Raw genomic sequence first — 24,009 nt, 5'->3', positions numbered from 1 at the left:
AGGGCTCAGGCAAGGTAGCCCTTTGTCTGTTTCACGTTATTCCGAGTAGTTGTAGTGGTCGGTAGGGGTTTCGGCTATTACGCCGGAGGGCTTTCGCGATCGTGGTGATGCCGGCCAAGCGGAGCAGGCTGATCGCGGTGTTTCGCAGGGTGGCCATGACACGCGGCGCGTTACCGGTGCGGATGCGGCTGGCGTCTTCGGCGTAGGTGGTGTCACGGATGTGGTGCAGAATCTCGATCGCCCAGTGTCCGCGCAACGCGTCGGCCAGGTCGGCGGGGCCGACCTGGGCTACGGTCAGGTTGGTGATCGCGTAGACGGTGACGGTGGACCATCGGCCGGTACTGAGGTTCAACCGGCGGCGCCGGATCCGTAAGGCTTGCACGGCGTGCGGGAAGTCCAAGGCGAGCGTGCCGGTGCAGGTGACCACTTGCAGGCGGCGGATGTCGTATCGTCCGTGTCCGCGGTTGCCGGTCTCGTCCTGAACCGGGATTTTCGCCCAGGGTATGGCCTTGAGCTGCCGATACAGACGCGGCTGATTCTTCTTTACCGTGAAGACGTAGGCGGCTTTCTTGTCGTCGGCCAGCCAGTGGGCGTGCTCGCGGTGGGTGTGCAGCGCGTCGGCGGTGACGATCACCCCGGCAAGGTCGAGTGGCTCCAGCAGCGGCCGGAACCGGGTCAGCTCGTTCGTTTTGCCGTCCACATCGACCTGGCCGAGGACGGCGCCGGTGTGCTGGTCCAGCACGGCGAGCAGATGCACCTGGCCGCCGGCCGGGCCGCTGCCGCGCAACGTCTTGCCGTCCACGCTGTACACCCGCCGGTGGTTGTCCGCCGCCGCCTGGGACGCGATGATCCACCGGCCGACCGTGTCGTCCAGGGCGTCAGCGTCGACACCGGCCAGAATCCTGCGGAAGGTCGACTCGTCCGGCGCCCGATGCCGTCCCGTGAGCGGATCACGCCACACGCCGAGCCCGGCCAGCACCGGCTGCGGAGCGTCGGCCGCCCACTCCGCGACCGCAGCAGCTGAACGGGCTCCGGCCAGCACCACTGCGACCGCGGTGGCCAGGACCCCGGCGAGCGGATGCACCACACCCCGCCGATCACGCCGGTCCGGCACCACGGCCAACGCCTCGACCAGACTCGCCCGGCACGAAGCAGGCAACGACACTGCGACCTGATCCGCGTGCACAGCCAGCACACCGATCAGCGATGATGATCCCAACGGGCGCGGTCCTCGATTGATCCATCTCAGCCTCGACACCTGAATGATCACCGAGAGACCGCGCCCGGCCTCATCTCACCATGATCAGGAGTGTCCGCCCAAGACACTCACACCGGGCATTCCGCTACCTTGCCTGAGCCCTGGCCTCGGACAGGTCACCGATTCGTAGGAAACAGCGGGCAGCCTCGATAGCAAATGAGGTGGAGTCGAAAGGACTCAGCCACTCGGATGCCGTCGTGGTCGGTCGGTGCAGAGTTGCCTCCGCGTCGGCGAGTGATCTTGTTGCTTCGAGTGGTCGACCGGCGATAGCGAAGCCTCGTGCCTGCATCGCCAGGAGCCGCGCTCGGAGTCGACCGTGCGGCGGAGCCTGCCTGAGTCGCGCCAGGCCGGTTCGGGCGTAGGAGACCGCCTGGTCGGCGTCGCCGTGATGTCCCGCGAGGTGGCTGAGGCCCGCGCACACCTGTGCGGCAAGCTGATGATCCCCGCTCTGGACGGCCATAGAAAGGGCATCGCCGAGGTGCCGGCGGGCCGGTTCAGCGGCACCAGCATCATGCGCCATCCACCCGGCCATCTCGTTGAGCGAGGCGACAACGGCGATCATCTGCTTGTTGCCGGTCGTGTCTCGACCCAGTTGCGGCAGGGCGACCCCCTGGGAGAGATAGGCAGTCACGGTGGCGTACAGGTGTCCACCGCCGACGCGGCGATCGGTCATCCGGATCGAGTGCACGAAGTGTAGGTGGGCGTCCCGCGACGGCGGCTGTTGGCCGTGCACCCTCCTCCAAGTGGGAGCCCGCTGGGCAGTGGCGAACGGCCGGCGTCCTGTCGCCTTGGCGTTGGGTCGCTCAGCCTCGACGCGATCGGCGGCATCTCCGGAGTCGCCTCCGAGGGGCAGCTTGAACCACAGCAGGTGGGCAGGGATTTGTAGAAGCTGTGCCCAGCGACCGAGACGATCGAGGTGGACGATTGGTGGCCCGCTCTCGACTCTGCTGAGCTGCGCTTGCGAGATACCGAACCAGCGGGCCACGGGCTCTTGTGGCAGAGGCTGACGGCCGTGGTAGGGATGGCATCGGTAAGCCCGGATGACCAAACCCAAGTGGCGGGCTCTCAGCGCCTGCTGAATCGGCTCATGGTCCCAGAAGCTGGTCGGCAGGGCCGGTGGGACGACGAGCCGATCGCGTTCGGCGGCCGTACATGGTCCACATCGGCCGGTGGTGTTGTCGCGGGCAAGCCGTCCGCCGCAGCGAGGGCAGGTCGTTTCCGTGCGCGGGGTCCTCGCCATTGCTGGGCGGCTCCTCCGTCGTGGTCTGTTGAGCCTACCTATTCAACTCGTTGCGCGACTGGCCGGTATACGTGCCGTGCATATCGATAACCCCTTTCTGTCCTGAACGAATATCGGCCACTTGCTGGCGGTCATGTTGCTGACTGTGGTTGCCGTCAGCCTTGACGTATGGCCCGGGGCGGGTGCTGGGCTCCGGTGGGGCGTTTCCCCGTACGCGTCGCCGCCGTCCCCGCCCGCTCCAACTCTCGATCTCGGCGGAAGGGCTCTCCATGGCGGCGGTGCTGCATGACGCTCCGGTGGTGGTGGCGGTCAGTGATAAGGCGGCGGCGGTACCCGTGCGGGAGCTGGTCGCGGCCGGTGACCCGGACGCGAGGGTGTGGTTGTGACCGGGCTCGGGGCGTACCCGATGGAGGGTGTGGCCGGGCCGGAGCTGGTGCGGGACGCGGTGGCGCGGTGGCTGGGGGTGGTGGCGGCGGACGCGGAGCTGGCGCCGTACCTCGTCGGGGTTGATCGGGCCCGGCTCGCCGGGCACCTGGCGCTGACCCTCACGGTGGCGCTCGGCGGACCGGCCGGCGATCTGGTCCGGCCGGCGGTCGGGGCGTGGCGCGGCCTGGGTTTGACCGAGGCGCAGCATCGGCGGGTGGTCGACTACCTGGGCGGGGTGTTGGGGGCGCTCGGCGTGCCGGTCGGCGCGGTGGCGGCGGCGCGGCGGGCCTTCGCCGACGAGGCCGGCTCGTGACCGCCGCGCTGGCCGCGTCGTGGACGCTCACCATGCGGTACGCCCGCCAGGCCGCCGACCAGTTCTGGTACGCGGTCGAGGACCGTCGTCCAGGGCTGCTGCCGGAGCGGGCGGCGGGGCTGCTCCTCGCCGCGCTGGGGCGGCTGGCCAGCGGCGGCGACGACCCGGCGGGGCGGGCGGCGCTGCTGGCGGTGCTCGGCCGGGCGTACCGCCGTTATCGGCTGCTGCCGCACCAGCGCATCATCGAGGCGGCGCTGACCGGCACTGTTGCCCGGAACCTGCCGTGGACGCCGGAGCTGGCGGGCGATGTGGGACCGAGCCGCGCGGCAGGCGTCGGCAGCGGTGACCGGCGCCGCCGAGCGGGCCGGCGACGGCCCGGCCTGGTGGCCCGCCGAGGTCATCGAGCATCACCGGGCAGCCGAAGACATCGCCATCCTGACCGTGCGCCCGTGGCGGCGGCTGCCGTTCCGGCCCGGCCAGGCGGTGCCGGTCAGCACCGAACGCTGGCCCGGCCGGTGGCGCTGGTACTCGCCGGCCAACGCGCCCCGCCCCGACGGAACCCTGGAGTTCCACGTCCGAGCCGTCGCCGCCGTCTCCCGCGCGCTCGTCCACGCGGTACGCCCCGGCGACCCGCTCTGGCTCGGCCCGCCGGGCGACACCGGGCTGCGGCTCGACCCGGAATCCCGCGCGGATCTGCTGCTGGTCGCCGGGGCACCGGGCTCGCGCCGCTGCGCGCCCTGGTCGAACAGGTCGCCGCGACACCGGCCGGGCGGGGGGACGCCCTCACGCTCGCCCTCCACCACTACCGGGCCGTTCAGGAGGTCTACGTGTGCGGTCCGCCGGCCATGCTCACTGCGGCCCGTCGGCGGCTGCCCGCCGCCGGCCTGCCCGTCGGCCGGCTCCACGTTGCCCGCGAGTTCGGCTGCTGATGGGCGTCTACCACAGCCGCAACGCGCTGACCGGCCCGTTCACCCCCGACCGGCTCGCCGCCGTCGAGCTGCCCCGCACGCCGCTGGGCCGGCGCGGCTACCGGCCCGAGGAGGTCGACGCCCTGCTGCACCGGCTCGCGTACGAGATGGGGGAGCGTACCCGGCAGCGCGACCAGGTGCGGGAGGAGAACCGCCGCCTCAAACACGCCCTCCGCACCTGGCAATCCGAGTGCACCACCAGGCGCCTCGAACGGTAGAAGCGGGCATCCACGGCAGTTGCAACCCCTGACCGGCCTGTCGCAGCTACTTCTATCGTTTTTTTCGTTTCTCTGGGTATGGTGGGGGGAAGCGAGGCGTTCGGAGGATCTTGTGACGGTGGTGCCTGCGGGCGGGCTGGAGCCCGACGGTGATGAGCTGCGGCGTTTCGCTCGGCGACCGCTCCGAGGGCGGCGACTGCAACTCATCGTCGACGGGGCAGAGCCGGTCGACGTGCCGCCGGTGGTGGGCGAGGCTCTCGCCGAAGTCGTGTCGATCCTCGGCCGGGGGCGACCGGTCCGGGTCATGGCAGAGAACGTCGAATTATCAACCGGAGAGGCTGCCGCGATCCTCGGCGTGACCAGACCGACAGTGGTCAAGCTGATGAACGACGGGGTGCTGCCCTACACCCGCCCAAACTCCAGTCGCCGCGTCGCACTGCACGACGTGCTCACATACAAGGATCGGCGGTCGAGGGCGCGTCGCGAGGCGTTGGACGAGTTGACCGCAGACGCGATCGACATGGGCGTCTACGACGAGGCGATCAGGCGTGGGCGCCAGTCGTCAGACGATCAGCTCGGCGCGTGACGGACTCTGATGATCGTAGCGGTGCTGGACGCCTGCGTTCTCGTGCCCAGTGTGCTCGCCGACACCCTGCTGCGCTGCGCTGAGCAGGACCTGTATCGCCCCGTCTGGTCGCGCACCATCCTTGACGAGGTGCGGCGGAACCTCCCGCCCTCGGTTCGCGCTGCCAAGGCAGACCGCCGGATCGAGGTCATGCGGGAGCACTTTCCAGAGGCGATGGTCTCTGGGTACGAGCAGCTGATCACCGAGATGACCAACGATCCGAAGGATCGCCATGTGCTCGCTGCCGCCGTCGCAGCCGACGCGGAGGCGATCGTCACGGCCAATCTTCGTGACTTTCCGGATCGCGCCGTCGCGCCATATGCCATCGAGGTGCTGCATCCGGACGATTTCCTCTGTGGACTGCTGGACGCGGAGCCGGATCTACTCGTGAGCATCATCGTGCAGCAGGCCGAGGCGACAGGAAAAGGCGGACGCTCCAGGCTCGGGGTCGAGGACATCCTGAGCGGTCTCGCCGGATGCCGGGTTGCTCGATTCGCCCACCTGGTTTCTGCGGAGCTGGCCAACAGCAGGTAGTTCAGGGCCCGTGCCGGCGGTTGCGCTTCGCTAGGTTGCCTCGCGCTCAGTAGGCGTTCCCCGGATGTTGCATGCTCAGCAACTGGCCGGGACAGGTGGCGCGGACAGTCGTTGAATATCACGGGAAGCGGTGATGCGAGCCCGGCTAGTCTTGGCCGGGTGAGCGGGGTGCGGCGGGCAACTGTGGACGATGCGCGGGAACTGGTTCGGTTGCGGGCGGTCATGTTGCCGGACCCCGACGCCGACCTTGCCGCCTTCGTGGTGGACGCGCCGGGCCGACCGGGGTCGCGGCCGGCGTGGTCGACCTGCGGCTCGGCGGGCCGGCCGACCGTCGTGGGTCGTGCCGGGCGGTGGGCGCTGATGTTCGCCGTGCCCCTGACCGGGGACGCGCAGCTGCGACCACTCGACCCGTGGCACGCCGAGGAGTTCCTGGCCAACCTGGACAGGGCGCGGGAACACATCTCGCCCTGGGTGTCGCCGTCCTTCGTGGCCGCCGACCTCGCCGGGGCGCGGCAGGTGCTCCAGCGGTACGCCGACCGGTGGGCCCGCGACGACGGCGGCATCTGGGGCATCTGGTCCGGCGGCACGCTGGTCGGCGGGGTGCTGCTGGTGTCGCTGAACGCGGCGACCGGGGTGTGCGAGGCGGGCTGCTGGCTGGAGCCGGCCGCCGAGGGCGGGGCCTGGTGACCCGCGCGGTCGGCCGGCTCGTGGACTGGGTGGTGGACGAGCGTGGCCTGCACCGGGTCGAGTGGCGCACCAACGCCGGGAACGCGCGCAGCATCGCGGTGGCCCGCCGGCTCGGCATGCGGCGCGACGGCGTACTCCGTGAGGTGTTGCCCGGCCCGGACGGCCGGATCGACCTGGAGGTCTGGTCGGTGCTGGCCCCCGAGTGGCGGGCCCGGCGCGGCGGCGTCCCGTCGGTTCGGGATTCCGGCGGCGTGGCTCCGGAGAGATAGTTCAGCCGCCGGTGGCGGGGCACGTCGGCCCCGCCACCGGCGGCTGATCGCTCAGGGCCGGATCAGGAGGTGGCTACCTCCACCGTCCCGGCGTAGTCCGGGTTGGCCTTCAGCCACTCCTCGACGGCCTTCTCCTCGTCGTCCTTGTGCACGTTGAACATCAGGTCCTCCAGCGAGCCGAGCTGCTGGTCGTCCATCTGGAACTTCTTCAGCATCTCGGTGACCTCGGGGAAGTCCGCGCCGAAGCCCTGACGGGCCAGCGTGGTGATCTCCTCGGCCCCGCCGAGCGTGTTCTTCGGGTCCGCCAGGTCCTTCAGCGGGTAGTTCGCGTAGGCCCAGTGCGGGTGCCAGAGAGTCACCACGATCGGCTTCTGGTCCTTGATCGCGCCGTCCAGCGCGGCCAGCATCGCCGGCGTCGACGACGTCCTCAGGGTGAGCTTGTCGGTCAGGTCGTACTCCGGGATGACCTTGTCCTGGGTGGCGGCGGTCAGGCCGGCGCCGGCCTCGATGCCGATGATCTCGCCGTTGAACATGTCGGCGTTGGCGGCCAGGTCCTCCAGTGAGTTGACGTCGCTGACGTACTCCGGGACGGCGATGCTCAGGCTGGCGTTGTCGTACCAGACGCCGATCTTCTCGATCTTGTCGCCGTACCGCTCCATGTAGTCGGCGTGGGTCTGCGGCAGCCAGCTGTCGAGGAAGAGGTCGATGTCTCCGGTCGACAGGCCCTGGTAGACGACCCCCGCCTCGACGTTCTGGACTTCGACGTCGTAGCCCTTCTCCTCCAGCAGGTTCTTCCAGAGGTAGGAGGCGGCGATGGCCTCGTCCCAGGCCATGTAGCCGATGGTGATCTGCTTGTTGTCGCCGGCGGAGTTGCCGGAGTCGCCGTCGTCGCCGCAGGCGGCGACGCCGGTCAGCGCCAGGGCGGCGGTGGCCGCCAGCGCGACCCGGCGCACCAATTTACTGCTCCACATGTGGAGTTTCCTTCCCTTGTTGCGGTATACCGGCGGAACTCGCGGTAGCGAGGCAGGGCGCCGGTAACGGTGACTTCCCCGCGTGGGTCAGGACGGAGGGTCAGGCCTGTTGCATGGCGCGTTGCGCCTTCGCCGAGGCGGTACGCGCGCCGATCGAGTCGGTGAGGCGGTCGAGCACCACCGCCAGGATCACCACGGCGATGCCGCCCTCGAAGCCCGCGCCGACCTGGGCCCGGAAGAGTGCCGTCGTGATCACCTCACCGAGTCCGCCGGCACCGACCATCCCGGCGATGACCACCATCGACAGCGCCAGCATGATGACCTGGTTGACGCCGGTCATGATGGTGGGCAGGGCCAGGGGCAGCTTGGTCCGCAGCAGGATCTTCCACGGCGAGGCGCCGAACGCCTCGCCGGCCTCGACGACCTCGCGGTCGACCTGGCGCAGGCCCAACTCGGTCAGGCGTACCCCGGGCGGCATGCTGAACACCACGGTGGCCAGCGCGCCGGGCACGACGCCGACGCCGAAGAAGAAGATGGCCGGGATCAGGTAGACGAACGCGGGCATCGTCTGCATCAGGTCGAGCACCGGCCGGACGACTGCCGAGGCACGGCGGCTCTCCGAGATGAAGATGCCCACGGGTACGGCGAGCAGCAGGGCGAGTCCGCTGGCCACCAGGACCAGCGCCAGTGTGCTCATGGTCTGGTCCCAGATCGGCATCCCGGCGACCAGACCGAGCCCGAGTGCGGTACCCAGGCCGAACTTCCAGCCCCGCAGCCACCAGCCGAGGCCGGCGAAGATCAGCACCATGACGATCGCCGGGGGCGCGGTCAGCAGGTCCACCAGCGGCTCGACCAGCGACTCGACGGTGGCGGCGATGCCGTCGAAGAGGGCGGAGAGGTGGTCCCGCGACCAGTCGACGCCAGCCTGGAACCCGTCGCCGAACCGGACGTACGGCAGCAGGTCGTCGATACTGTCGGCGTTGTTCATGCGGGCCCTCCCGTCAGGCGGACCGATGGTTCGGCAACCACCTGGGCCGGCACCTCCGCTGTCGCGTTGCCGCTTCCGGTCGGTGCCGTGCCGGCCGCTCCGACGGCCCGGGTCGGGTCGTCGGCCGGTGCCGTGCCGGCCTCGTCGGCAGGCTCGGGTGTGGCGGTGGTCTCGCCGGTGTCGGTGTTGAGGCTGCCCAGGGCGCTCAGCAGGGTGACCCGCGGAATCACGCCGGCGAGCCGCCCGGCGGTGTCGACCACGGCGACCGGCGCCGGGCTCTGGGCGGCGGCGGCGAAGATGTCGGCCACCGGCGTCGTGTCCTCGACCGTGCGGACGTAGTCGGTCGAGACGATCTCCTGGAGGTTCTTCCGTCCGTCCCGGACGGCCTGGGCGGCGGCGTCGGCGGTCACGGTGCCCAGGTACCGCTTGTCGCGGCCGGTCACGTAGACGGCCGACGTCTGGGTCTCGCGCAGCACCCGGGCGGCCACCCGCGGACCGGAGTCGACGTCCACGACGCCGAGCGGTCGCTCCATGACCGCGGACGCGGTGAGGATCCTGGTCCGGTCGACATCAGCGACGAACTGGGCGACGTAGTCGTTGGACGGGTCGGTGAGGATCTCCTCGGCAGTGCCGATCTGGACGATCCGGCCGGCCCGCATGACCGCGATGCGGTCGCCGAGGCGCATCGCCTCGTTGAGGTCGTGCGTGATGAACACGATCGTCTTGCCGAGTTCGGCCTGTAGCTCGATCAGTTGGTCCTGCACCTCGCGGCGGATCAGCGGATCGAGCGCGGAGAACGCCTCGTCCATGAGCATGATGTCGGTGCCGGCGGCGAGCGCGCGGGCCAGGCCGACGCGCTGGCGCATGCCGCCGGAGAGTTCCTGCGGCAGCTTGTCCGCCCAGCCGTCGAGGCCGACCATCCGGAGCGCCTGCAGCGCCTTGTCCCGGCGCTCGGCGCGAGGCAGGCCCGCCACCTCCAGCGCGTAGCCGGCGTTGTCCAACACCGACCGGTGTGGCTGGAGCGCGAAGTGCTGGAAGACCATGCTGATCTTCTCGCGGCGCAGCTTGCGCAGCGCGGCCGGCTTGAGCTTGGTGATGTCGACCCCGTCGACCTCCACCGTGCCGTGCGTGGGGGGCAGCAGCCCGTTGAGCATCCGGATCAGGGTGGACTTCCCCGAGCCGGACAGGCCCATGACCACGAAGATCTCGCCGCGCTTGACCTCGAAGTTCGCGTCGACGACCGCGGTCGTGACCGATAGCCCTGCCAGCTTCTCGTCCCGGCCCGGGCTGTTCTGGAGAATTTCCATCGCCTTGTCGGCGCGGTTCCCGTAGACCTTGTATAGGGATTTCACTCTGAGTGCGGACACGGTCTCCATTCCAAGGGACATACGGTACGACGCCCTTTCTCAGGCGACGTACGCAGGCGCGTATCTGTCGACAATCTGTCCTGCCGTGGGCCTGCCGGACTCAGGACAGCCCAGGTGAGCGAGCCTCGACCCTACCCGAGAGTTTTCTGTGAACGGCAACCTCGTTGCCACCTCGTCGGGCGAGGGGCAGCGACGGTAAGTCGTTGCGGTGACCGCCAGGCATTGGCAGCCGACGCCCAATTCTGGTATCGGGGATCGGGTCACCGGCGAGACCTCCGAAGTGGATTATTTGCGGGCAAAACCGCTCATACTGGCACTAAAATGATCATGATTTGCCGCCATGACCGTCCGGATGAGTTCTTCTTGCCCCGGTGACTCCATGCGCCTGCCGAGGCCGGCAGCGCCGTTTCTTCGCTGCCGGCACATCATTTATCGGTGTGATCCGCGCAACGGTGTGGCGGCCCGTCTCGCGCCCGTCGAATCTCGTTGGCGTGGATATTCATAGAATCTACATGGAACCTTCATGGGACCGAGACGGAATCGCCGCGATATCTACACGATCCGGCGACGCCTGATCACTGGCGAACGGGCGGAACCGGAAATCGACGAATCCCGACCGGGATTGGATGAGGCTCCGGCAGTGGGGGGGGGCGATGCCGCCGTCGACCTGATGGCTGCGGTCGGGGACGCCCGGCGCCACTGCCTGCGTCGGGTGATGTGCCCGATTGTGCCCCACCGGCGCGCGACTCGGCCGGGCGTGCCCGGATGGCGGGCACTGTCGCGCTGCTCGGAGCGGGTGTGCTCCGGATCCGGCGCGGGTCCTGGCCAGGACGAGATCGAAACATGTACATCTTGACGAAGTGGTGACGCGTGAGTAGCGTCTGCTCATCCTTTTGGAAAGTTTCCTAACTGTTTGGAGACGCCACATGAAGAGATCACTTCGCCGGACCCTCTGGGTCGGCGCCGTGGTCGCGGTGACCGTCGCCACGGTCCCGATGGCCTCGGCGTTCGGCGCCGGAAGCGTGACCACCTCGTTCACCCGGGTGTCGGACTGGGGGACCGGTCACGAGACGCGGGTCACCATCACCAACGGTTCGGACGCCAGCGTGAGCACCTGGCGGATCGAGTTCGACCTGCCGTCCGGCACCAGCATCGGCACCTCGTGGGATGCCGACGTCACCCGCACCGGCAACCACTACGTGGCGGTCAAGAAGAGCTGGGCCGGCCCGCTGGCTCCGGGCGCCTCCTTCAGCTGGGGCTACATCGGCACCGGCGGGTACCGGGCGCCGTTGAACTGCACCATCAACGGGGCGCCCTGCGGTGGCGGCACCCCACCGCCGACCACCACCCCGCCGACCACCACGCCGCCGACCACGACGCCGCCCACCACCACGCCGCCGACCACGACGCCGCCCACCACCACCCCGCCGAACCCGGGTGCCCAGAAGGTGGTCGGCTACTTCGCCCAGTGGGGTGTCTACGCCCGTAACTACCACGTGAAGAACATCCACACCAGCGGCTCGGCGTCGAAGCTGACCCACATCCTGTACGCCTTCGGCAACACCACCGGCGGCCGGTGCACCATCGGTGACAGCTACGCCGACTACGAGAAGGCGTACACCGCGGCGGAGAGCGTCGACGGCGTCGCCGACACCTGGGACCAGCCGCTGCGTGGCAGCTTCAACCAGCTGCGCAAGCTCAAGCAGATGTACCCGCACATCAAGGTGATCTGGTCGTTCGGTGGCTGGACCTGGTCCGGCGGCTTCACTCAGGCCGCGCAGAACCCGACCGCCTTCGCCCAGAGCTGCTACAACCTGGTCGAGGACCCGCGCTGGGCGGACGTCTTCGACGGCATCGACATCGACTGGGAGTACCCGAACGCCTGCGGCCTGACCTGCGACGCCAGCGGCCCGAACGCGTTCAAGAACGTGGCCGGCGCGCTGCGTACCCGGTTCGGCTCGTCGGCTCTGGTCACCGCCGCGATCACCGCCGACGGCAGCAACGGCGGCAAGATCGACGCCACCGACTACGCCGGTGCCGCCACCCAGCTGAACTGGATCATGCCGATGACGTACGACTACTTCGGCGCCTTCGCCCCGCAGGGCCCCACCGCCCCGCACTCGCCGCTCTACTCGTACCCGGGCATCCCGCAGCAGGGCTTCTGGTCCGACGCGGCCATCCAGAAACTCAAGAGCAAGGGCATCCCGGCCAACAAGCTGCTGCTCGGCGTCGGCTTCTACGGCCGCGGTTGGAGCGGGGTCAGCCAGAGCGCGCCGGGCGGCACCGCGACCGGGCCGGCACCGGGCACCTACGAGCAGGGCATCGAGGACTACAAGGTGCTCAAGAACACCTGCCCGGCCACCGGCACCGTGGGCGGTACGGCCTACGCCAGGTGCGGCAGCAACTGGTGGAGCTACGACACGCCGTCGACCATCGGCGGCAAGATGACCTACGCGAAGAACCAGGGCCTCGGTGGCGCGTTCTTCTGGGAGCTCTCCGGTGACACCAGCAACGGTGAGCTGATCGGCGCCATCAAGGGCGGTCTCGGCTGAGCCGACGGCCGACGCATCACCCACACGACGGGGAGGGGTCCGTACCGGCCCCTCCCCGTCCGGCCTGTTCCAGGGGCCCTTCCCGCACCCGGGCGGCGGGTGTGACAGACTCGCCGCTCGACCGTGTCTCGTCGATGTCCGCCGTCGGGAGGTAGCGATGCGGGTCACGTACCGGCGACCGGCCGCCGCCTTCGTGCTGTTCGCGACCCTGCCGTTCGCGCTGTTCGGCTGCGGGCTCGTCGGTGGCGAGGACGAGGCGGAGAAGCCCGGCCGGGCGCCCGCCGAGGAGGCCCTGCTGGTCTCCCGCGAGCGGGTCCAGGCGTACCTCGACGCGATGACGGCCAAGGACGTGGCGGCCGGCCGCAGCCAGCTCTGCGCGGTGCTGCACGAGGCGTTCGACGCCGCCGCCACCGAGCCCAACGGTGACTTCGCCGACCACTTCAAGGTGTCCCGGACCGAGATCACCGACATCCGGCCCGGCCCGGCCGGGCAGGAGGTCAGCACCTCGGTCACGGTGACCGTGGGCGGCCGAAAGGCCACCCGTCGGCTGCTGTTCACGGTCACCCGCGACGGGCTCGACTGGTGCATCTCCGACGAACGTCCCGGCGCGAACAGCCCGGCCCCGGCGCCGACGCCCTGACCTGCGCCGCCGCCCAAGGTCGTCCATCTGCCGGAACCGGGCCCCTCGCCGGTCGCCCACCCGGCCGATCGCCGTACGCTGAACGTCATGCGCCATGAGTGGCATCAGCTGAGTCATCCGGCGGTGGGTAGCCCGGTGCTGCAGACCAGCCGTCCGACCGTCGACTCCGCCGAGGACGAGGCCCTCGGCCTGGACCGCTGGCGGGAACTGCCGCGCGCCCAGACCCCGCCCTGGCCGGACCAGGCCCAGGTCGCCGAGGTCTGCAAGGTGCTCGACACGGTGCCGTCGGTCGTCGCGCCCTACGAGGTCGACCAGTTGCGCCAGCGCCTCGCGCTGGTCTGCGAGGGCAGGGCGTTCCTGTTGCAGGGCGGCGACTGCGCCGAGACCTTCGCCGACAACACCGAGAGTCACCTGCTGGCCAACGCCCGCACGCTGCTGCAGATGGCGATCGTGCTCACCTACGGTGCCTCGCTGCCGGTGGTCAAGGTCGCCCGGGTCGCCGGGCAGTACACCAAGCCCCGGTCGCTGCCGACCGACGCCCGTGGCCTGCTGGCCTACCGGGGTGACATGATCAACTCGCTGGAGACCACGCCGGAGGCGAGGGTCGCCGACCCGCAGCGGATGATCCGGGCGTACGCGAACTCGGCCGCCGCGATGAACATGCTCCGCGCCTACCTCGCCGGCGGGCTGGCCGACCTGCACGCCGTGCACGACTGGAACAAGGGCTTCGTGCGCAACTCCCCGGCCGGCGAGCGGTACGAGGCGATCGCCCGGGAGATCGACCGGGCTCTGGCCTTCATCCGCGCCTGCGGGATGACCGACGACGACGCGTTGCGGACGGTCACCCTCTACTGCTCGCACGAGGCCCTGGCCCTGGAGTACGACCGGGCGCTGACCCGGGTCTCCGGGCGCCGTGCGTACGGGCTGTCCGGGCACTTCCTGTGGATCGGCGAGCGCACCCGGCAGATCGACGGCGCGCACATCGACTTCATCTCCCGCATCGCCAACCCGATCGGGGTCAAGCTCGGCCCGACCACCACGCCGGACGAGGCGATCGAGCTGTGCGAGAAGCTGAACCCGGAGAACATCCCGGGTCGGCTCACGCTGATCAGCCGGATGGGCAACCACAAGGTCCGCGACGCGCTGCCGCCGATCGTGGCCAAGGTGAGCGCCGCGGGTGCCAAGGTGGTGTGGCAGTGCGACCCGATGCACGGCAACACCCACGAGTCGTCCAACGGCTACAAGACGCGACACTTCGACCGGATCGTCGACGAGGTGCTGGGCTACTTCGAGGTGCACCGCGGCCTGGACACCCACCCGGGCGGCCTGCACGTCGAGCTGACCGGCGAGGACGTCACCGAGTGCCTCGGTGGCGCCCAGAACATCGCCGACCTCGACCTGCCCGACCGGTACGAGACCGCCTGCGATCCGCGGCTGAACACCCAGCAGTCGCTGGAGCTGGCCTTCCTGGTGGCGGAGATGCTCCGTGGCTGAGCTTGCGAGCCCCACAGTCGGCGGTCGAAAGGATGACCGTGGCTGATCTGGTCGACCTGCGGTCGGACACGGTGACCCGGCCCACCGCGGGGATGCGCGAGGCGATGGCCACCGCCGAGGTCGGTGACGACGTCTACGGCGAGGACCCGACGGTCAACGCCCTGGAGGCAGAGGTCGCCGCGCTGTTCGGGCACGAGGCGGCGCTGTTCTGCCCGAGCGGGTCGATGGCCAACCAGATCGCCCTGCAACTGCTGGTGCCGCCGGGCGCGGAGCTGCTCTGTGACGCCGACGCGCACGTGGTCACGTACGAGATGGGTGCCGCCGCCGCATACGGCGGCGTCACCTCGCGGACCTGGTCCGCGGCGGGCGGCCAGCTCGACCCCGACGTGGTCGCCGGCATGATCCGCCCCGACGGCTACTGGGCGGTGCCCACCCGGGCGATCGCCGTGGAACAGACCCACAACCGTGGTGGCGGTGGGGTGATCCCCTTCGACACGCTGCGCGAGCTGCGCCGGGTCGCCGACGCCGCGCAGGTGGCGCTGCACTGCGACGGCGCCCGGATCTGGCACGCCCACGTCGCCGACGGGGTGCCGCTGGCCGACTACGGCGCGTTGTTCGACACCCTGTCGGTCTGCCTGTCCAAGGGACTCGGCGCACCGGTCGGCTCACTGGTCGTCGGCGCCGCCGACCGGATCACGCGGGCCCGCGTGATCCGCAAGCGGATGGGCGGCGGGCTGCGGCAGGCCGGCATCCTGGCCGCCGCCGGGCGCTACGCCCTGGCCCACCATGTCGACCGGCTCGCCGCCGATCACGCCAAGGCGGCCCGGCTGGCGGAGGCGATCGCTCGGTTCGGGGTGCTGGCCGGCACCGTACGCACCAACCTGGTGCCGCTGGACCTGACCAAGGCGCCGCTGGACGCTCCCGCCCTCGCCGCCGCCGCCCGCGCCGAGGGCGTACTGATCTCCGTGCTCGGTCCCCGCACCGCCCGCCTGGTCACCCACCTGGACGTCGACGGCGCCGCGGTGGACCACGCCGCCGTCACCCTCAGCGGGATCCTCCGCCGCTGACCCGCTCCCGTCGATCAGGAGGTTCGCGTCACCCGGGGAAACCCGAGCCTCCTGATCAGCCGCCCGGGACGAGGCGGCGGAGGGTGGCGATGTCGGCGGCGTGCCCCTCGTGACGTTCGGTGGGGGTCTCGACCAGGACCGGGACGCCGGCCGTGGCCGGGTGGCGCATCAACTCGGCGAAGGCGGGCTCACCGATCGTGCCCTTGCCGATGTTCTCGTGCCGGTCGCGGGTGGAGCCGCACAGGTCCTTCGAGTCGTTGGCGTGCACCAGTCGCAGCCGGTCCGCCCCGACGGTGGCGATCAGGGTGTCCAGCGTGGCGGTCATGCCGCCCTCGGCGGCCAGGTCGTGCCCGGCGGCCCAGGCGTGGCAGGTGTCGAAGCAGACGCCGAGCCAGGGATGTCGGTCCACCGCGTCGAGGTACGGCCCGAGTTGCTCCACCCGGCAGGCCAGCGACCGGCCACCGCCGGCGCTGGGCTCGACCAGCAGCATCGGCCCGCCAGCCTCGGCGGCCGAGTCCAGCAGCGGCAGCAGCGACTCGCGTACCTGCCGCATCGCGGTCTCGGCATGCCCGGCGTCCACCGCGCTGCCGGCGTGGAAGACCACCGCGCGGGCACCGATCGCGGTGCCCCGGCGCAACGCGTGGGCGAGGGCACCCACCGACCGCTCGACCGTCAACGCGGTCGGGGAACCGAGGTTCACCAGCAACGACGCGTGGATGTAGGCCGCGACGCCCCGCTCGGCGCAGCCGTCGCGGAACAGCGCGTCCTGCGTCGGATCACCGGCCGGCGTCGCCCAGCCACGGGAGTTGCCGACGTAGACCTGCGCCACCTCGGAGCCGGTGGCGTCGAGGTAAGGCAGCGCCGCCTTCGCCAGCCCACCCGAGGCGGGCGTGTGCGAGCCGATCGGCCGGCGCCCGGCGCCCGGGTCCGTCATCATCAGAAGCACCCGATGGTGATCTGGGTGCCCGGGGGCACCTGGGCGTTCTCGTTCGGATTCTGGAACCGGGTGACGGCGTTCGGGTTGAACTGCACGGTCACCGGGAATCCCTGGCTCTCCAGCACCTGCTTTGCCTGCTGGCAGGGCAGGTCGACGACGCGGGGCACGGTCACCAGCGGTGGCCCCTCACTGACCTCAAGCCGGATCTGGGCACCCCGCTCCACACCGCCGCCGTCGGCCGGGCTCTGCCCGATCACCTCGTCGCGCGGCTTGTCGGACTGCTTGTACGTCGGTTCCACCAGCACCAGGTCGAGCTGCGCGATCTGCGCCCGGGCGTCGTTGAGGCTCTTGCCGACCAGGTTCGGCACCGTGATCGGGGCCCGACCCTTGCTGAGGAAGACGGTGATCTCGTCGCCCGGCTTGACCTCCTTGCCCGCCTCCGGCTTGGTGGCCACCACCACACCCTCCGGCAGGCCGTCGTCGTAGCGGGCGGCGCCCTTGACGACCTCCAGTTGGGCGCTGGCCAGATCCGCCTCGGCCAGGTCGAACTCCTTGCCGACCACGTCCGGCACCGGGAAGCGCTCCGGCCCCAGGGACAGGGTCACAGTGATGACGCCACCCTTGAGGATCCGGCCGGCCGAGGCGGGGTTCTGATCCACCACACCGTCGCGTGGGACCTGGTCGTCGTGGCGCGGCTCGCCGTATCGCAGGGTGAAGCCACCCTGCGCGGCCTGCGCCTGGGCCTCGGCCTTGCTCATGCTCACCAGTTGCGGGGCGGTGGTGTAGCGGCCCACCCCGAACCACCAGCCGCCGAGCGCGGCCAGCAGACCGAGCACCACGACCACGACGGCGACGGCGAGGCGTCCGTTCCACTCGCCGGACAGCCGGGCACCCAGCGTCGCCAGTCGGGAGCGCAGGCCGTCGCCGCCGCTCGGGGCGGCCCGGCGCCGACCACGGGTGGGCGGGGCGCCCTCCGGCAACCGGGCCCAGGTCGGCCGGTCGGTCGGTCGGACCGTCGCCACCACCATCGTGGGCTGGGAGACCGCCGGGCCGTCGGGGACCGGGGTGAGCGTCGTGGTCTGGGTGTTCCGGTCGCCGAGGCCGTCCCGGGCCACCTGCACCGTGGACAGCAGGGTGCCGGCGTCGGACGGGCGGGCCGCCGGGTCGCGCCGGGTGGCCCGGGCGACCAGGTCGTCGAGCACCCTCGGCAGGCCGGGCACCAGCGTCGACGGTGCCGGGACATCGCGGTCGACGTGCTGCCAGGCGATGTCGATCGGCCGGTCACCGTCGTACGGCACCCGGCCGGTGAGCATCTCGAACAGCACGATGCCGGTCGAGTAGACGTCGGTGCGGGCGTCGGCGCGGCCGTCGGTGACCAGTTCGGGGGCGACGTACGCCACGGTGGCCATCAACTGGTTGCCGCTGTCGTGGTCGGTGCTCGCCTCGACCGCCCGGGCCAGCCCGAAGTCGGTCACCTTGACCACACTGTCGACGAGGTTGGCGGGACCACCGCTGGGCGCCTCGGCGACCAGCACGTTCTCCGGCTTGACGTCCCGGTGCACCAGCCCGGCCCGGTGGGCGGCGGCGATCGCGGCGAGCATCTGCTCGGTGATGGCCAGCGCCTCGTCCGGGTTCAGTCGGCGCCGCTCGGCCAGCACCTCGCGCAGGGTGCGCCCGCGGACGTACTCCATGACCAGGTAGGGCCGCCCGGCGTGGGTGCCCTGGTCGTAGACCGCCACCACGTTGGGATGGGTGAGCCGGGCGATGGTCTTGGCCTCGTCGGTGAACCGGTCGACGAAGCCGGGCGGACCGGTCTGGCCCGGTGGACTCTGTGTGGAGTGGATGATCTTTACGGCCACGGTGCGTTCGAGCCGCTCGTCCGTGGCGGTGTACACGGTCGCCATGCCGCCACGGGCCACGCGACCGCGAATGCGGTAGCGCCCGTCGATCAGCGAGCCCAGCAACGTGTCGGCGACCTGTGTGTCCATCGGCAGGCAGTCTATGTGTCGGGGGATGAAGGTTGAACAGGATGCTACCGCCGGGTGGGCTCCGGCGGGTTCGCCCGCCCGCAGATGATCACTGTTCGCCCTGCTCGGCACCACTGTCGGGAGGTCGTTGGCCGGAGGCCGGGGTGGCGTGGCAGGGTGTTGCGCGTGACCGACTCCGTACCCACCGAGGCCGCCGTGCCCGGGGCCGACCCCGCCGCCGCGGCGGGCTGGTTGACCCTGCCGGACGTCGCCGAGCGGCTCGACCTGCCGATCAGCAAGATCCACCAGATGATCCGCGACCGGGAGTTGCTCGCGGTACGCCGCGACGGCGTCCGCCGGATCCCGGCCGACCTGGTGGCCAACAGCATCGTGCTCAAACACCTGCCCGGCGTGCTCACCCTGCTGACCGACGCGGGCTACGACGACGAGGCCGCACTGCGCTGGCTCTACGAGCCCGACGACACGCTGTCCGGCGGTACCCCCGCCGCGGCCCTCGCCGGCGACCACGCCCGAGAGGTCAAGCGCCGAGCCCAGGCCCTGGGCTTCTGACCCGCCGGCCGTCTGCGGACCCGCCGGCCGTCTACGGACCGCGACGCCGGACGGGCGCCCTGCGGGTGGCTCAGTCGGCGCGGCGGGTGGCGGCGATGGCCAGGTCGACCAGGGCCTGGCGGGCCTCGGTGTCCAGGTCGACGGCGGTCAGCGCGGCGAGCGCGGAGTCGGTAAGCGTGACGATGCGCTGCTCCGTACGGGCCAGCGCGCCCGTGGCGACGATCAGCTCCCGCAGCCGGGCCACCCCGGCGGCGTCCAGCTCCGCGTCGCCGAGCCCGCCGAGCAGCAGCGCACGGCCGGTCTCGTCGGTCGCCTCCAGTGCCGCCGCCACCAGGTAGGTCCGCTTGCCCTCGCGCAGGTCGTCGCCGGCCGGCTTGCCGGTCTGCGCCGGGTCGCCGAAGACCCCCAGCACGTCGTCGCGCAGCTGGAACGCCTCGCCCAGCGGCAGGCCGTACGCCGAGTAGGCGATGCGTACGTCGGCGGGCGCGTCGGCCAGCGCCGCGCCGATCAGCAGCGGTCGCTCCACGGTGTACTTCGCCGACTTGTACCGCGCGACCTTGCCGGCCCGTTCCACCGAGGTGTCGCCGGTGGCCTGGGTCAACACGTCGAGGTACTGCCCGACGGTGACCTCGGTGCGCATCTCGTCGAAGTCCGGCCGGGCGCGGGCCACCGCCCGGGCGTCGAGCCCGGCGGAGTGCAGCAGCTCGTCGGACCAGACCAGGCAGAGATCGCCCAGCAGGATCGCCGCGGCGTCACCGAAACCGTCCGGATCGCCGCCCCAGCCGGCCGACCGGTGCCGGGCGGCGAACCGCCGGTGCACCGCCGGTTCGCCCCGGCGGGTGTCCGAGCGGTCCATCAGGTCGTCGTGGATCAGGGCGCTGGCCTGGACGAACTCCAGCGCGGCGAGGGCGGTCACCACCGGGTCGGTGTCCACCCCGCCGGCGCCCCGGTATCCCCAGTAGGCGAAGGCCGGCCGCAGCCGCTTGCCCCCGCCCAGCACGAACGCCTCGATCGCCTCGGCGACCGGCACCAGTGCGTCGTCGACGCCGGTCATCCAGGCGCGACGGCCGGCGAGGAAGTCCGACAGTGCCCGGTCGACCCGCTGGCGCAGGCTGGCACGGTCGACGGGGGAAACGGGAGCAGCGTGGGTCACGTCCCGACGCTAATGGGTCGGGCCGCGACGCGCCGACCCACCCGGCCCCCGGCGCGTCGTGGTCCGGCTGCTCAGGGGCCGGGCGGTCGGTGCGGCGGTGCCCGGTCGGGTGCGCCGGGCGGCCGGGCGGTCGCGGCCACCGGTCGCGGCGTGCGTCCGCGGGTCGCCCGGTGCCGGAAGGACCTGGGTGAGCCAGCCGCGCCAGAAGCGTCCGGGCGCGCGCACCTGGCGCTCCCAGCGCGAGATCTCGTGCCGGCTCAGCGTGGACACGCCGGCGGCGGCGCAGAGTTCGGCGGCGAGCCGGGACTGGCTCCAGCCCCGGGCACGCCGTAGCCGGGCCACCACCGGGCCGGTCATCGGCGGGTCGGGCGGGGACGGGGACATGGGTCCTCCGGACGGCTCGGCGCGGCGGTGGCCCCGGCCGCCCCGCCAGGGACGGTGCCGGTACGCCACCGGTCGGACGCTGACCCCCGCGCGGCCCCCGGTGCGGTCTCGACCGCACCGGCGCTGGCACAGGAGTACCCCGCGGGTACGACGGTTTCCCGGCCGCGCGCCGGCCGCCGCGCCGTCCCTGCCGCTGGGAAGCCGGTGGGGATGCCCGGCCCGGCCCGCTAGAGTCGGTGCGTGGCGCTCGGTCTTCCCTCGGTCCTCCCGAATCCGCAACCGGCGATCGGGGAGCTGGTCCGCGACTGCCAGCCGACCTTCTCCTTCGAGTTCATGCCGCCGAAGACGGAGCAGGGCGAGCGGCAGCTCTGGCAGGCCATCCGCGAGCTGGAGCCGTTGCGACCCTCGTTCGTCTCGATCACCTACGGCGCCGGCGGCTCCACCCGGGACACCACCGTCGCGGTCACCGAACGGATCGCCACCGAGACCACCCTGCTGCCGATGGCGCACCTGACCGCGGTCAACCACTCCGTCGCCGAGCTGCGGCACGTGATCGGCCGGCTGGCCGGTGCCGGCGTGCGCAACGTGCTGGTGGTACGCGGTGACCCGCCCGGTGACCCCACCGGCGAGTGGATACCGCACCCCGAGGGCGTGCACTACGCCGAGGATCTGGTCCGCCTGGTCCGCCGCTCCGGCGACTTCAGCGTCGGCGTCGCCGCCTTCCCGTACCGTCACCCGCGTTCGCCGGACGTCGCCACCGACACCGGGCACTTCATCCGCAAGTGCCGGGCCGGGGCCGAGTTCGCGATCACCCAGATGTTCTTCGACGCCGACGAGTACCTCCGCCTGCGCGACCGGGTGGCCGCGGCCGGCTGCGACACCCCGATCCTGGCCGGGGTGATGCCGGTGACCCGGATCGGCACCATCGAACGCTCGGAGCAGCTGTCCGGGGCGCCCTTCCCGCCGGTGCTGGCCGCCCGGTTCGAGCGGGTCGCCGACGATCCGGAGGCGGTCCGCCGGCTCGGCATCGAGCAGACCAGCGAGATGTGCCGGCGGCTGCTCGACGAGGGGGTCCCCGGGATCCACTTCATCACCTTCAACCGGTCCACCGCGACCCGGGAGATCTGGCAGAACCTGCGGGTGAGCGCCGCGACGTGACACCCGGCGCGCGACACCTCAGCGCCGCCGTGACGGTTGAACCGTGGTGGGCAGACAGCTGAACTGGAACGAGTACGCCACGGCGTGGGCCCGGCTGCACGGCGGATTCGATCCCCGGGCCGCCACCCCGGTGGTACGCGGCTGGCTGCGCTTCTCCTACCACCTCGGGTTCCTGCTGGGCCGGCTGCGGGTCGGCCCGACCGCGGTGACGGTGGTCGGGGTGCTGCTCTGCCTCTGCGTACCGCTGCTCGCGGTCCGGCCCGGTGACGGGCCGTTCCTGGGCGCGCTGTTCGTGCTGCTCGCCTCGGTCGCCGACAGCGTCGACGGGGCGGTGGCGGTGACCACCGGCCGCACCACCCGGCTCGGCTACGTCTACGACTCGCTGGCCGACCGGCTCGGCGAGGCCGCCTGGCTGGTGGCGTTCTGGCTGGTCGGCGCGCCGGGTGCGCTGGTGGCGGCCGGCGGCGCGCTGTCCTGGCTGCACGAGTACGCCCGGGCCCGCGCGGTCGCCGCCGGCATGCGGGAGATCGGCGCGGTCACCGTGGGGGAGCGGCCCACCCGGGTCTGCGTGGCCGTGGCCGGGCTGCTGCTGGCCGGCCTGACCGGGCTGGTCCAAGCCGACCTGGCGGCCGGCACCATCACCATGGCGACCGCGGTCTGGGTGCTGCTGGCCGCCTTCGGGCTGGGGCAGTTGCTCTCCGCAGTCCGCCGGGCGCTGCTCGACGCCGGTTGACCTACCAGGCTGGGCCGATCGCGTCGGCGACGATCTGCGCGGACAGGGTCACCATCGGCAGGCCGCCGCCCGGGTGGCTGGAGCCGCCGACCAGCCACAGGCCGCGGGCCGGCCCCCGATTGGCCGGGCGGAGCAGGCCGCCGGCGGTGCCGTAGATGGTGCCGCCCGGCGCGCCGGTGGCCGTGGCCAGGTCGGCCGGGGTGCGGACGTCGCGGAACAGCAGCCGGTCGCGCACGTCCGCCCCACGGTCGGCCAGCACGTCGAGGATCCGGTCGGCGTACGCCTGCGCCAACCCCGGCCGGCGCCAGTCGACCGCCCCGGCGCGGTGCCCTGACGGGCGGCGTTGACCAGCACGAACCACGCCTCGTGCCCGGACGGGCGGACGGCCGGGTCGGCCGCGACGGTGACGAAGACCGTCGGGTCGGCGGCCGGTCGGGCCCGTACCCCCCGCCCCGGATCGCCGAAGACCGCGTCGAACTCGGCGTCGTAGTCGCCCGGGAAGAAGACGTTGTGGTGGGCCAGCCCCGAGTCGCCGCGTACGCCGAGCAGCAGCACGAAGCCGGCCAGGCTGCGGTCGGTGAGCCCGGCCAGCCGGCGCGGGTCGGGCAGCAGGTCCCGGTATACGGTGAGCGCGTCGACGTTGGCCACCACCACGTCGGCGGGGACCGGGGCGGTCTGGTCGGCGACGCGTACCCCATGCACCCGGCCGCCCACGGCGTCGATCCGGGTGACCGCGGCACCGGTCCGCACGACCACGCCGAGGTCCAGGCAGCGCGACAGCAGCGCGTCGGCGAGGGTGCCGAGCCCGCCGCGCAGGTACCAGCCGCCGGAGGTCAGCTCGGCGTAGGGGACCGCGACCAGTGCGGCCGGCGCGTGGCGCGGGTCGGCGCCGGCGTAGGTGGCGTAGCGGTCCAGCAGCATCCGCAGCCGTGGGTCGGACAGCAGGGCGCGACCCAGCCCGCGGAGGCTCTGCCCCGGCCGGATCGCGGCCAGGTCGCCCAGCCGCCAGGCCAGCCGGGCCAGGTCGCGGGGGAGTCGATCCGGCGGCGCAGGATGTCGCGTTCGGAGGCCCGCCACACCCGGGCGGCGCGCCGCCACAGCCGCTGCCAGTCGGCGGCGGCCCGGTCACCGAGGGCCGCGCCGATCCGGGCGGTGAAGTCGGCCGGATCGGCGCACGAGTCGAGCACCGGGCCGCCGCCGGGAAAGACATGCCGCACGATCGGGTCCAGCGGTACCAGGTCGAGATACTCGTCGAGCTTGGCGCCGGTCGCCTCGAACAGCTCGTGGCAGACCTCGGGCAGAGTGAGCAGGCTGGGGCCGGTGTCGAAGTGGAACGAACCCTCGGGGGTGTCCCGGGTGTGCCGCCCCAGCTTGCCGCCGACCACCTCGGCGCGTTCCAGGATGGTCACCTGGTGCCCGGTGACGGCCAGCCGGGCGGCGGCGGCCAGCCCACCCACGCCGGCGCCGACGACCACGATCCGCGCCATACC

23 protein-coding genes and 2 pseudogenes are annotated in these 24,009 nt (G+C 71.7%); 16 read left to right on the top strand and 9 right to left on the bottom strand.

The features are described from left to right. Positions 1 to 31: 31 nt before the first annotated feature. Positions 32 to 1,219 (bottom strand): ISAs1 family transposase, encoded by a 1,188-nt coding sequence (locus tag KIF24_RS00750; RefSeq protein WP_230414691.1) that lies wholly within the window; start codon positions 1,217 to 1,219, stop codon positions 32 to 34. A gap of 355 nt (positions 1,220 to 1,574) precedes the next feature. On the opposite strand from KIF24_RS00750, the gene KIF24_RS00745 reads away from it, so the two are divergent. The 9 genes and pseudogenes from KIF24_RS00745 (at position 1,575) to KIF24_RS32010 (ending at position 6,538) form a co-directional block, all read left to right on the top strand. Further along, complete coding sequence (locus KIF24_RS00745; protein WP_221082298.1) at positions 1,575 to 1,955, top strand: hypothetical protein; 381 nt, start codon at positions 1,575 to 1,577, stop codon at positions 1,953 to 1,955. Positions 1,956 to 2,659: 704 nt separating this feature from the next. Then, on the top strand, positions 2,660 to 2,884 hold the full coding sequence (locus KIF24_RS00740; protein WP_221082297.1) for a hypothetical protein: 225 nt from the start codon (positions 2,660 to 2,662) through the stop codon (positions 2,882 to 2,884). Further along, a complete protein-coding gene (locus KIF24_RS00735; protein ID WP_331460973.1) occupies positions 2,881 to 3,237 on the top strand; it encodes a globin family protein in 357 nt (118 codons plus the stop codon). The genes KIF24_RS00740 and KIF24_RS00735 overlap by 4 nt, the downstream gene beginning before the upstream one ends. A gap of 306 nt (positions 3,238 to 3,543) precedes the next feature. Continuing rightward, positions 3,544 to 3,807: pseudogene (locus KIF24_RS32025) on the top strand (FAD-binding oxidoreductase); the annotation flags it as partial. A gap of 358 nt (positions 3,808 to 4,165) precedes the next feature. Continuing rightward, the gene (locus tag KIF24_RS00725) at positions 4,166 to 4,423 is read left to right on the top strand and encodes a DivIVA domain-containing protein (RefSeq protein WP_221082296.1); all 258 of its coding nucleotides are present in this window, start codon (positions 4,166 to 4,168) and stop codon (positions 4,421 to 4,423) included. Positions 4,424 to 4,535: 112 nt separating this feature from the next. Then, complete coding sequence (locus tag KIF24_RS34230) at positions 4,536 to 5,009, top strand: helix-turn-helix domain-containing protein (RefSeq protein WP_221082295.1); 474 nt, start codon at positions 4,536 to 4,538, stop codon at positions 5,007 to 5,009. A gap of 9 nt (positions 5,010 to 5,018) precedes the next feature. Then, positions 5,019 to 5,582, top strand: coding sequence for a PIN domain-containing protein (locus tag KIF24_RS00715; protein WP_221082294.1), 564 nt, complete (start codon positions 5,019 to 5,021; stop codon positions 5,580 to 5,582). Between the two features lie 159 nt (positions 5,583 to 5,741). Then, on the top strand, positions 5,742 to 6,269 hold the full coding sequence (locus tag KIF24_RS32015; protein WP_230414758.1) for a GNAT family N-acetyltransferase: 528 nt from the start codon (positions 5,742 to 5,744) through the stop codon (positions 6,267 to 6,269). Continuing rightward, positions 6,155 to 6,538 (top strand): GNAT family N-acetyltransferase, encoded by a 384-nt coding sequence (locus tag KIF24_RS32010; RefSeq protein ID WP_230414755.1) that lies wholly within the window; start codon positions 6,155 to 6,157, stop codon positions 6,536 to 6,538. Before KIF24_RS32015 ends, KIF24_RS32010 begins: the two co-directional genes overlap by 115 nt. 62 nt (positions 6,539 to 6,600) lie before the next feature. Here the strand turns inward: KIF24_RS32010 and KIF24_RS00705 are convergent, their stop codons facing one another. From KIF24_RS00705 to KIF24_RS00695, 3 genes are all read right to left on the bottom strand, one after another. Next, positions 6,601 to 7,509, bottom strand: a complete 909-nt coding sequence (locus KIF24_RS00705; RefSeq protein ID WP_221082293.1) for a glycine betaine ABC transporter substrate-binding protein — start codon at positions 7,507 to 7,509, stop codon at positions 6,601 to 6,603. A gap of 100 nt (positions 7,510 to 7,609) precedes the next feature. After that, positions 7,610 to 8,497 carry an ABC transporter permease gene (locus KIF24_RS00700; RefSeq protein ID WP_221082292.1) on the bottom strand — a complete coding sequence of 296 codons (888 nt, stop codon included), beginning with the start codon at positions 8,495 to 8,497 and terminating at the stop codon, positions 7,610 to 7,612. Then, positions 8,494 to 9,873 carry a quaternary amine ABC transporter ATP-binding protein gene (locus tag KIF24_RS00695; RefSeq protein ID WP_221082291.1) on the bottom strand — a complete coding sequence of 460 codons (1,380 nt, stop codon included), beginning with the start codon at positions 9,871 to 9,873 and terminating at the stop codon, positions 8,494 to 8,496. Before KIF24_RS00695 ends, KIF24_RS00700 begins: the two co-directional genes overlap by 4 nt. A 917-nt stretch (positions 9,874 to 10,790) precedes the next feature. Here KIF24_RS00695 and KIF24_RS00690 point away from each other — a divergent pair. The 4 genes from KIF24_RS00690 (at position 10,791) to KIF24_RS00675 (ending at position 15,617) form a co-directional block, all read left to right on the top strand. Continuing rightward, positions 10,791 to 12,416 (top strand): glycosyl hydrolase family 18 protein, encoded by a 1,626-nt coding sequence (locus KIF24_RS00690; protein WP_221082290.1) that lies wholly within the window; start codon positions 10,791 to 10,793, stop codon positions 12,414 to 12,416. 157 nt (positions 12,417 to 12,573) lie between these two features. After that, positions 12,574 to 13,056 (top strand): hypothetical protein, encoded by a 483-nt coding sequence (locus KIF24_RS00685; protein ID WP_221082289.1) that lies wholly within the window; start codon positions 12,574 to 12,576, stop codon positions 13,054 to 13,056. Between the two features lie 87 nt (positions 13,057 to 13,143). Then, positions 13,144 to 14,550 carry a class II 3-deoxy-7-phosphoheptulonate synthase gene (locus tag KIF24_RS00680; protein ID WP_221082288.1) on the top strand — a complete coding sequence of 469 codons (1,407 nt, stop codon included), beginning with the start codon at positions 13,144 to 13,146 and terminating at the stop codon, positions 14,548 to 14,550. A gap of 38 nt (positions 14,551 to 14,588) precedes the next feature. Then, complete coding sequence (locus KIF24_RS00675) at positions 14,589 to 15,617, top strand: threonine aldolase family protein (RefSeq protein ID WP_221082287.1); 1,029 nt, start codon at positions 14,589 to 14,591, stop codon at positions 15,615 to 15,617. Positions 15,618 to 15,672: 55 nt separating this feature from the next. Here the strand turns inward: KIF24_RS00675 and KIF24_RS00670 are convergent, their stop codons facing one another. Both KIF24_RS00670 and pknB read right to left on the bottom strand, forming a co-directional pair. After that, complete coding sequence (locus KIF24_RS00670; protein WP_221082309.1) at positions 15,673 to 16,551, bottom strand: deoxyribonuclease IV; 879 nt, start codon at positions 16,549 to 16,551, stop codon at positions 15,673 to 15,675. 2 nt (positions 16,552 to 16,553) lie between these two features. Further along, positions 16,554 to 18,542, bottom strand: coding sequence for a Stk1 family PASTA domain-containing Ser/Thr kinase (gene pknB, locus KIF24_RS00665; RefSeq protein WP_221082286.1), 1,989 nt, complete (start codon positions 18,540 to 18,542; stop codon positions 16,554 to 16,556). Positions 18,543 to 18,707: 165 nt separating this feature from the next. Here pknB and KIF24_RS00660 point away from each other — a divergent pair, with 165 nt between their 5' ends. Further along, positions 18,708 to 19,091: an Rv2175c family DNA-binding protein gene (locus KIF24_RS00660; RefSeq protein WP_221082285.1), complete on the top strand. Its 384-nt coding sequence runs from the start codon at positions 18,708 to 18,710 to the stop codon at positions 19,089 to 19,091. 70 nt (positions 19,092 to 19,161) lie between these two features. Here KIF24_RS00660 and KIF24_RS00655 read toward each other — a convergent pair whose 3' ends face one another. Next, complete coding sequence (locus tag KIF24_RS00655) at positions 19,162 to 20,244, bottom strand: polyprenyl synthetase family protein (protein WP_221082284.1); 1,083 nt, start codon at positions 20,242 to 20,244, stop codon at positions 19,162 to 19,164. 9 nt (positions 20,245 to 20,253) lie between these two features. Continuing rightward, the gene (locus KIF24_RS00650) at positions 20,254 to 20,628 is read right to left on the bottom strand and encodes a helix-turn-helix domain-containing protein (RefSeq protein ID WP_221082283.1); all 375 of its coding nucleotides are present in this window, start codon (positions 20,626 to 20,628) and stop codon (positions 20,254 to 20,256) included. Positions 20,629 to 20,868: 240 nt separating this feature from the next. On the opposite strand from KIF24_RS00650, the gene metF reads away from it, so the two are divergent. Beyond that, positions 20,869 to 21,786, top strand: coding sequence for a methylenetetrahydrofolate reductase [NAD(P)H] (metF, locus tag KIF24_RS00645; protein ID WP_221082282.1), 918 nt, complete (start codon positions 20,869 to 20,871; stop codon positions 21,784 to 21,786). 43 nt (positions 21,787 to 21,829) lie between these two features. After that, positions 21,830 to 22,519: a CDP-alcohol phosphatidyltransferase family protein gene (locus KIF24_RS00640; RefSeq protein WP_221082281.1), complete on the top strand. Its 690-nt coding sequence runs from the start codon at positions 21,830 to 21,832 to the stop codon at positions 22,517 to 22,519. Between the two features lies 1 nt (position 22,520). Here the strand turns inward: KIF24_RS00640 and KIF24_RS00635 are convergent. Continuing rightward, a pseudogene (locus KIF24_RS00635) lies at positions 22,521 to 24,006 on the bottom strand (phytoene desaturase family protein). Positions 24,007 to 24,009 lie beyond the last annotated feature (3 nt).

This window comes from Micromonospora tarapacensis, from assembly GCF_019697375.1.
Taxonomy (GTDB): domain Bacteria; phylum Actinomycetota; class Actinomycetes; order Mycobacteriales; family Micromonosporaceae; genus Micromonospora; species Micromonospora tarapacensis.
This window is presented reverse-complemented; position numbering and strand designations above follow the sequence as displayed.

Bases quoted from the DNA above. Each gene is read 5' to 3' on its own strand.
- KIF24_RS00690 (WP_221082290.1), top strand. From the start codon at position 10,791: ATGAAGAGATCACTTCGCCGGACCCTCTGGGTCGGCGCCGTGGTCGCG.
- KIF24_RS00685 (WP_221082289.1), top strand. From the start codon at position 12,574: ATGCGGGTCACGTACCGGCGACCGGCCGCCGCCTTCGTGCTGTTCGCG.
- KIF24_RS00700 (WP_221082292.1), bottom strand. From the start codon at position 8,497: ATGAACAACGCCGACAGTATCGACGACCTGCTGCCGTACGTCCGGTTC.
- KIF24_RS00725 (WP_221082296.1), top strand. From the start codon at position 4,166: ATGGGCGTCTACCACAGCCGCAACGCGCTGACCGGCCCGTTCACCCCC.
- KIF24_RS00670 (WP_221082309.1), bottom strand. From the start codon at position 16,551: ATGACGGACCCGGGCGCCGGGCGCCGGCCGATCGGCTCGCACACGCCC.
- pknB (WP_221082286.1), bottom strand. From the start codon at position 18,542: ATGGACACACAGGTCGCCGACACGTTGCTGGGCTCGCTGATCGACGGG.
- KIF24_RS00680 (WP_221082288.1), top strand. From the start codon at position 13,144: ATGCGCCATGAGTGGCATCAGCTGAGTCATCCGGCGGTGGGTAGCCCG.
- KIF24_RS00650 (WP_221082283.1), bottom strand. From the start codon at position 20,628: ATGTCCCCGTCCCCGCCCGACCCGCCGATGACCGGCCCGGTGGTGGCC.
- KIF24_RS00715 (WP_221082294.1), top strand. From the start codon at position 5,019: ATGATCGTAGCGGTGCTGGACGCCTGCGTTCTCGTGCCCAGTGTGCTC.
- KIF24_RS00695 (WP_221082291.1), bottom strand. From the start codon at position 9,873: ATGGAGACCGTGTCCGCACTCAGAGTGAAATCCCTATACAAGGTCTAC.
- KIF24_RS00705 (WP_221082293.1), bottom strand. From the start codon at position 7,509: ATGTGGAGCAGTAAATTGGTGCGCCGGGTCGCGCTGGCGGCCACCGCC.